The following is a 7,662-nucleotide window of genomic DNA, read 5'->3' as shown; positions in this document are numbered from 1 at the left end:
GCCAGGCGCTCGTCACCGACCAGCCCGACGCCGGCCCGCACATCGAGGTGCACCCGGTTCTTGACGACCTTGCCCTCGGGGACCCGCTGGAAGAGCAGGCGCGGAGCCACACCCGCGGGATCGGAGCACGGGAAGTAGACCGTGTCCTCGGGCGGCAGCGAGCGGAAGCACTCCTCCCACGTGGCGAAGCCCTCCGGGACCGGCGGCATGACGTACCCCAGCACCTCGCACCAGAACGCGGCGAGGTTCACGGGCTCCGCGCAGTCGAAGGTCACTTGGAACTGCTTGATCGTTGACATGGGCGCACAGTAACAGGGGCTCTGCCCATCTCCGCAGGTCAGGGCGTCCGCAGCGGTCAGGAGGAGGCCTGACCCCCGGCCGTGTCGTGCGGCTCGTACCCTGGGCGGGTGACGATCATGTGGGGTGAGCCGCGGAGGCTCGGGGTGGCGGGCGGGGCGGCGCGGCTGGGGTTCGGGGTGGATGAGCGGCGGGGCCGGCCCGGGTTGAGGGTGCTGGAGCTGGACGGGGAGCCGGCGTTCGAGTTGAGCCACTGGTGCGGGACGTGCCCGTTCCTGTTCCGGCGGCTGGAGGGGGCGAACGAGACCCTGTCGGCGGACGACGTGCAGGAGTTGCTCGGTGGCGGCCTGGACGGTGTGGACGAGCGGGTGGTCGCGGCGTTCGGCGCGCTGCTGCCCGAGGGTGAGTACCTGCCGTGCTGCTGCGGGTCGAACCGCAGCTGGTCAACCCCGGCAAGGAGGGCGACTACTTCAGCGGTGAGCAGGTGGCCACGTGGGGGATGGACCAGTTCTGGGGGCTGCCGCAGTATCCGCACACCCCGTACTACCGGACCTTCGAGACCGGGGTCGACGCCTCCGCCCACCTCTACGAGTTCGTCGTGCCGATGGTCCCGCCGCGGTGGAACACCCGTGCCCGCGTCGAGGAGTACGCCCGGTTGATGGCGGACGGTACCGTCCCCACCGCCGTCGCGGTGTCGACCCTCGACGTGTGCGAACCGGCGAGCGGCGAGCCCGAGGACCACTACCGGCACTGGGGACTGACCCACTTCCTGCTCGACGGCCACCACAAGCTGGAGGCCGCCGCCAGCACGGGCCACCCGGTCCGGCTGCTCTCGTTCCTCGCGCTCGACCAGGGCCTCGCCACCCCCGAGGAACACGCCCGCCTCCCCGGACTGCGCTCCCGCACCCGCTCGGCGCGGCAGACCATCGCCTGACCACACCGCCGCTCCGCTGTCGGTCGAGCGTGGCGGCGTGCGGCTCATGATCGAGAACTTCAAGGGCCTCGGCGACGTCGACTGGCCGTCGCTGGGTCACGCCTACGGCACCGCCGAGGAAGTGCCGCTGTGGCTGGAGCAGTTGGCCTCACGGCGGCGAGCGTTCCGTTCCTCTTCGCGCTCGCCGACGACCCGTCAGGCCGGTCCTCGTCCGTGCCGCTGCGCCTGGCTGACTCGAAGGCTGAGCTCATGGCTTCGGGCATCGTCTCCAGTACACCGAGTGTCGGCGGACTGGTACGAGCGCGCCTCTCCGGCGACGGAAGGGTCTACAGGTCCAGCCTCTCGTCAACATGACGGGCCCTCACCCGGGTCGCCTGACTCGCCTGATTCTCCGCGATGGCCTTGGCCGCCTCGGCTGCTTCCCGGAAGGTGACGACCGCCTCGCCGTTCTCCCTCGCCCACGCAGTGAGCATCCTGATGGGCTCCTCGAGGGTCCGCCCGAGATCGGTCAGGCCGTACTCGACGCGCGGCGGCGCCTCGGCGTACGCGTGCCGCTCGACGAGCCCGTTGGCTTGGAGCCTACGCAACGTCTGGGTCAGCACCTTGCGCGAAATGCCACCGCTCAGCTCGACCAGCTCGCCGTGGCGCAACGGGCCCTCGGTCAGCGCGAAGAGCGTGACCATGGACCACTTGCTGGCGATGATCTCCATGGCCAGGAGAGCGGGACAGTCGGCGAGGAAGGCGATTCCAGGTCGCAGGCTCATGCCCCGAAGGTTACCTGGAGGTACCTATTAGCCGCCTATCGTCGTCGAGGTGCGCACGCCCCCTTACTCGCATCTCGCACGATTGAGGTCTCAGCCATGTTCGTCTCCCTTGCCGTCGTCTCCGTGGTCATGTCGGCGCTTCTCCTGGTATCGGCCGGAGCCAAGTCCCTGCGGACGCGACACATCACCGAGCAGATGTCCACCCTCGGAGTGCCGCAGAGCATGATGGCTTTCCTGATCGGCGCTCAGATCGCGGGCGCGACCGGTGTGATCGCCGGACTCCGGTGGGGACCCGTCGGAATCGCCGCAGCGATCGGCCTGACGCTCTATTTCGCGGGGGGCGGTCGCCTCCCACCTCCGCGTCGGCGACCGCAAGGGCGCGCCTCCGGCGATGGTCCTCACCATGGCCTCCGTCGCCCTGATCGTGCTGCGCGCGGCCACCCTCTGACAACGGACAGCCGGCTCTGAGACCGACCTTGATCGTGCTGGGCGAGGTTGGTCTCGGACGAGGACGGCCCTCGACCCCGGACGCGATCGGCGTCACTCCACGGCGGCTGGGCAGTGGTCGAGGAGCTCGGTGAAGGCCTCGGCCACCGCGTCGGCCGGGAACGTGCGCAGCAGGGTGGAGCGGTCGGCCGAGGTGAGGGCGTAGTGCTCGGCGTCGTGGGAGAGGTCGTCCCAGTCCTCCCAGCGGTGGGCGCGCAGGAGGTAGTGGCCGCAGCGGGTGCAGCGGATCCACGGGGCCAGCAGCAGCCCGGGAAGGCCGGGGCCGCCCGGGAGGAGTTCGGCGCCGTCGGTCTCGGCGTCGAGGAGGCGGACGGGGGCCGACGCTCCGTCACCGAGGCAGCGGAGCAGGCCGGGTGCGAGGAGCTCGCGAACGCCCCACCGCTCGGTGAGGACAGCGATCCGGGCCCGGTCGGCCTCCCCGACGGGTATCTGGAAGGCGAGCAGGCCCTCCACCAGCAGCCGGAGCCCGGCCTCCTGCTCGCCGCTCTCCCAGCAGTCCTCGACCTCCGCCGCGGCCGCCTCCGGGAGGAGATCGGCGATCCGGTACCACTGGGCCCTGTCCACGTTCATGACCTGGACTCTAACCTCCGGACCGGCCTCCTCCGCCCGACGGCCCGTCAGTCCCGGCGGTGCGGGGACGGGCGGGCTGCGCAGACGGCGGCCACCACCGCGAGGCCCACGCAGGCGGCGAGGACGGTGACGATCGGGAGGGGAGGGAGGAGGAGACGGACGGGGCGGCCGAGGTCCGCCGCCAGGCCGGAGCGGACGCCGAGCAGGGCGCCGAGGGCGACGGCGAGGCCGAGGGCGGCTCCGGTGGCGGCGACGAGTGCGGACTCGGCCGCGACCACCCGCCGCACCTGCCCGGCCGTGGCGCCGGAGAGCCGCAGGACGGCGAAGTCGCGGCGCCGGCCGGAGACCGACAGCACCAGGGTGTTCACGATCGCCAGCCCGGTGTATCCGACCGACACCGCGATCAGGATCAGCACGAAGACCCGGACCAGCTCGTCGTCACGGGCCGAGGCGTCGGACCGGTAGTCGGCTCCCGGGACGGCCGTCGCGCCCAGCCCGGCCAGCACGGGCCGCACCGCCTCCGGTATCAGGCCGTCGACGTACGCCAACTCCGTGAGGGCGTCAGGGTCGTGGGCCCGGAGGGTGGCCCGGGGAAGGACCAGTCCGGGGGTGTCGAGCGGCTCGACCACGGCGACCACGCGCTGCGGCACGGTCCGGCCGTCGGCGAAGGTGACCGCCACGGTGTCGCCGACCCGGGCCGGCACGCCGTCAGGGGTGGTCGGCCCGGCCGCGACCGCCGTGCCCGGCGTACCGAAGGCGGCGAGCGAACCGGCCAGCACGGTGGGGCGGAAGGCGACCGGGGAGACCGCCGTGACCCAGCCCGCGGCGCCGTCCAGCCGGACGCCGGCCGTGGTGGAGGCCGTGGTCCGGTCGGCGGGCAGGGCGTCGAGGACCGCGTCGGAGAGGCCGGGGGTGCCGTCGGGGCGGACGACCGTCCGGTGCTCGACGGCGGCCGTGCCCCGGCTGCGGTAGGCCTCCGCCATGGTCGCGCTCTGACCGAGGATCAGCACCGCGAAGCCGACGGTCACGATCACCGGGGCAGCCGTGGAGGCGGTCCGCCCGACGGCACCGAGCGCGCCCTCCCGGACCAGCATCCCGGTCGCTCCCCCGCCCCGTCCGCCCCGTCCGAACGGCCAGGTGGCCAGCCGGACGACAGGTGGCACCACGGCGGGGGCGAGCACCGTCGCGGCGGTGAGCAGGGCCATCGCGGCCAGCAGGGAGGTGGTGACCAGCGACTGGCCCTCCGCCCCGACCAGCGCCACCACCAACCCGCCGCCGAGCAGCGCGAACAGTCCGCCGACGATCCGCCGCCCCCGGCCCATCGGCCGCCGGTCGTCCGCCGCCTCGCGCAGGGCCTCCAGCGGCGCCGCCGTCCCCGCCCTCCGCGCGGCCGACCAGGCTCCGGCGGCCGCCACCGGCAGGCCCGCCGCCCAGGCGGCCAGCGGGGGCCAGACCGCGATCACGGTGGTGAAGCCCGGCGGTTCGAAGCCCGCACCGACGAGGAGTCGGCCGAACACCGGCGCGAGCGCCGTACCCACCGCCGCGCCGACCGCCCCGGCGACCGCCGCGACGGCCAGGGCCTCGCCCAGGACGGCGCGCCGGAGCTGACGGGGCGTCGCACCGACCGCCCGCAGCAGGCCGAACTCCCGTCGCCGCAGCCCGGCCGAGAAGGCGAAGGTGGACGCGGTCACGAAGACCGAGGAGAAGGCCGCCAGCGTGACCGTGGCCGAGAGCACCTGGGCCCCGATCTCGCGGACGGCGGTCCGGCCGGGCTCCTCCAGCGCGGTCCGCCGTTCACCGGCGAGGACCTCCCCGGCCTCGCCGACCGCCGCGCCGACCGCTACGGCAGACTCCGGAGGGGCGTGGATCCCCAGCAGCCGTACGCCACTCGCGAGCCGGGCGGCCTCCGCGTCGGCCACGTACAGACCGGTGCCGTCCACCGTGCCGGTGACGGTCCGTCGGGCCGGGCCGGCTGCCGTCAGCACGGTCACGGTCGCACCGGCGGGGACTCCGAGCGAGCTGCCGAGGACCACGTCCGTCGGCTCGGTCGGAGGCCGTCCGGTCCGCAGGGGGAAGGGGGCGAGGGCCGCCGCCGACCAGGCGTTGCCCTGCCGCTCGCCGCGCTCGGCGCGGCCCACGGGCCGCCCGTCCCGCAGGAGTTGGGCGTGGAAGGGGCGGTCCGCCACCACGCCCGTGACACCCGGTACGGCGGCGATGCGGGCGGTCAGCTCCCGGACGGTCTCGGGTGACCACGGCGCCTCGCCCGCGCGCACGTACAGCGGGGCCCCGGCCAGCCGCTCGGGGACCCGGGGGCGGGCGGAGAGCTGCACCAGCAGCGCGGCGGTGATCAGGGCGACGCCGAGCGACAGGGCCAGGAAGGTGGCGGCGAAGGCGGGCCAGCGGTGGCGCAGGGCGGAGAGTGACAGCACGTCAGGCCCCCGGCGCGGCGGTCGGCGCGGCCTGGGCCGCGAGGGTGGTCCGGGTGGCGATCGCGCCGGCGTCGAGGCCGTGGGCGATGTCGGCCACCCGCCCGTCGGCGAGGAAGACCACCCGGTCGGCGACGGCGGCGGCGACCGGGTCGTGGGTGACCATCACCACCGTGCGACCGTGGCGGTCGACGGCCCCGCGCAGCAGGGCGAGCACCTCGCGCGAGGAGGCGGTGTCCAGGGCGCCGGTCGGCTCGTCGGCGAAGATCACCTCGGGGCCGGTGACCAACGCCCTGGCGATGGCGACGCGTTGCTGCTGTCCGCCGGAGAGCTGGCCGGGCCGGTGCCCGGCGCGGTCGGCGAGCCCGACCTCGGCGAGCGCGGCGCGCACGGCCGTGCGGTCCGGCTTCCGGCCGGCCAGGCGCAGCGGGAGGGCGACGTTCTGTTCGGCGGTGAGCGAGGAGACCAGGTTGAAGGACTGGAAGACGAAGCCGATCCGCTCGCGGCGCAGCAGGGTCAGCTGGTGCTCGCCGAGCGGGCCGAGGTCGGTGCCCGCCACCGTCACCGTGCCCGCGGTCGGGCGTTCCAGGCCGGCCGCGCAGTGCAGCAGGGTCGACTTGCCCGAGCCGGAGGGGCCCATCACCGCCGTGAAGCTGCCGGCCGGGAAGCCGAGGCTCACCCCGTCCAGGGCCGTGACCGCGTTCTCGCCCGTTCCGTGCACCCGGTGGACGGCGCGCAGGCTCACTGCCTGCGTTCCGTCCACCGGCGCCGCCTGGGCCCGTTCTGTCCGATGGATCGTCATGGGCCCCAGCCAACCGGCCCGAACGGCACCTTTCACGGGCCCGGGCTGGAGTCACGGGGGTAGAGCCAGCACTACTGTGGCCGCCGGAGGGGCTCGCTAGAGTCGGCCGGGTGACCGTACGGACCGCCTGGCAGGCCATCACCCGCAATCCGGTGCACTTCCTGGCCTCCTCCTGGCCCTGGCGGTCACTCGGGTACCTGGTGTCGGGGGTGCTCACCGGTGCGGCGACGGGGGCGGTGCTGCTGGGCCTGCTGGCGGGCGGGGCGCTGCTGACGATCTTCCTGGTCGGCTTCGCGCTGCTGTTCGCGGCGGGCCTGTCCGGGGTGGCGGTGGCCCGGCTGGAGCGGTGGCGGCTGCGGCTGGTCGACCTCGGTCCGGCGCCCGACCCCCACCGGGCACCGGACCGGCCGGGTGTGCGCGGCTGGCTGCACACCCGGCTGCGCGAGCAGCAGACCTGGCGCGAGCTCGGGTACGTGGCGGTGTCGGTGCTGGCCTTGTGGTGGTTGGACCTCGGGGTGCTGGTGGCCTCCTTCGCCCTGCCGGTGATGGCCGGGATCGAGATCGTGGTCGACCCCTTCATCCCCTGGTACGGCACCGCGTTCCTGGTGCTGGCGATCCCGGTGCTGCTGCTGGTGGCGGCCTTCCCGGTCACCGTCTGGGCGGGTGCGCGGGCGGCCTTCGCCCGCTCCGTCCTCTCCCCCAGGGAGGCCGAACTCGGTGCCCGCATAGGCGAGTTGTCCAGGTCGCGAGCCCGGCTGGTGGATGCCTTCGAGGTGGAGCGGCGCCGCATCGAGCGCGATCTCCACGACGGCGCCCAGCAGCGGCTGGTGGCGCTCACCATCGCCCTCGGGATGGCCCGGCTGGACCTGCCGACGGGCTCGCCCGCCGCACTGGGAGTGGCCGAGGCACATGAGCAGGCCCGGCTGGCGCTGGCCGAGCTGCGCGAACTGATCCGCGGCGTGCACCCGCAGGTGCTGACCGACCGGGGCCTGGCTGCCGCCACCACCGAGGTGGCCAGCCGCTCGCCGGTGCCGGTCTCCGTGGACGTCGCCCTGCCCGGCCGGATGCCCGCGTCGGTGGAGGCGACCGCGTACTTCGTGGTGGCGGAGGCGCTGGCGAACGTGGCCCGGCACAGCGGCGCCACCCGGGCCGAGGTGAAGGGGCGGCTGCTCGGCGAGCTGCTGGTGGTGGAGGTGCGCGACGACGGCGCCGGCGGGGCGGACCCGGCGGCCGGGACCGGCCTGGCGGGGCTGGCCGACCGGGCGGCCGCCGCGGACGGCACACTGTCGGTGTCGAGCCCGACCGGCGGGCCGACCGTGATCACCGTGGAGATCCCTTGTCCGAGCGTATAGACGAGCGCGT

Annotated in this window: 8 protein-coding genes; 3 read left to right on the top strand and 5 right to left on the bottom strand. The window is 74.4% G+C overall.

The window, feature by feature from the left end:
- A partial coding sequence (locus tag ABD946_RS04035) for a VOC family protein (protein ID WP_345280112.1) occupies positions 1 to 299 on the bottom strand: 299 nt, incomplete at its 3' end.
- Positions 300 to 712: 413 nt separating this feature from the next.
- Between ABD946_RS04035 and ABD946_RS04030 the strand changes: the two genes are divergently transcribed.
- Entirely contained in the window at positions 713 to 1,231 is a 519-nt protein-coding gene (locus ABD946_RS04030; protein ID WP_345280110.1) for a hypothetical protein, read from the top strand.
- Positions 1,232 to 1,557: 326 nt separating this feature from the next.
- On the opposite strand, the gene ABD946_RS04025 is transcribed toward ABD946_RS04030, so the two are convergent.
- A complete protein-coding gene (locus ABD946_RS04025; RefSeq protein WP_345280108.1) occupies positions 1,558 to 1,995 on the bottom strand; it encodes a winged helix-turn-helix transcriptional regulator in 438 nt (145 codons plus the stop codon).
- A gap of 96 nt (positions 1,996 to 2,091) precedes the next feature.
- Here ABD946_RS04025 and ABD946_RS04020 point away from each other — a divergent pair, with 96 nt between their 5' ends.
- On the top strand, positions 2,092 to 2,463 hold the full coding sequence (locus ABD946_RS04020) for a DoxX family protein (protein WP_345280107.1): 372 nt from the start codon (positions 2,092 to 2,094) through the stop codon (positions 2,461 to 2,463).
- A 72-nt stretch (positions 2,464 to 2,535) separates the two neighbouring features.
- On the opposite strand, the gene ABD946_RS04015 is transcribed toward ABD946_RS04020, so the two are convergent.
- The 3 genes from ABD946_RS04015 to ABD946_RS04005 are packed head-to-tail and all read right to left on the bottom strand — an operon-like array spanning position 2,536 to position 6,300.
- Complete coding sequence (locus tag ABD946_RS04015; protein ID WP_345280105.1) at positions 2,536 to 3,072, bottom strand: hypothetical protein; 537 nt, start codon at positions 3,070 to 3,072, stop codon at positions 2,536 to 2,538.
- 47 nt (positions 3,073 to 3,119) lie between these two features.
- On the bottom strand, positions 3,120 to 5,501 hold the full coding sequence (locus ABD946_RS04010) for an FtsX-like permease family protein (RefSeq protein WP_345280103.1): 2,382 nt from the start codon (positions 5,499 to 5,501) through the stop codon (positions 3,120 to 3,122).
- A gap of 1 nt (position 5,502) precedes the next feature.
- The gene (locus tag ABD946_RS04005; protein ID WP_345280101.1) at positions 5,503 to 6,300 is read right to left on the bottom strand and encodes an ABC transporter ATP-binding protein; all 798 of its coding nucleotides are present in this window, start codon (positions 6,298 to 6,300) and stop codon (positions 5,503 to 5,505) included.
- A gap of 110 nt (positions 6,301 to 6,410) precedes the next feature.
- Between ABD946_RS04005 and ABD946_RS04000 the strand changes: the two genes are divergently transcribed.
- Positions 6,411 to 7,652 (top strand): sensor histidine kinase, encoded by a 1,242-nt coding sequence (locus tag ABD946_RS04000; RefSeq protein WP_345280100.1) that lies wholly within the window; start codon positions 6,411 to 6,413, stop codon positions 7,650 to 7,652.
- The last annotated feature ends 10 nt before the right edge of the window (positions 7,653 to 7,662 follow it).

Origin of the sequence: Kitasatospora albolonga, assembly GCF_039535905.1 — a bacterium.
GTDB classification, from domain to species: domain Bacteria; phylum Actinomycetota; class Actinomycetes; order Streptomycetales; family Streptomycetaceae; genus Kitasatospora; species Kitasatospora albolonga.
Note: the sequence above shows the minus strand (reverse complement) of the source record. Positions and strands in the feature narration are given on the sequence as shown.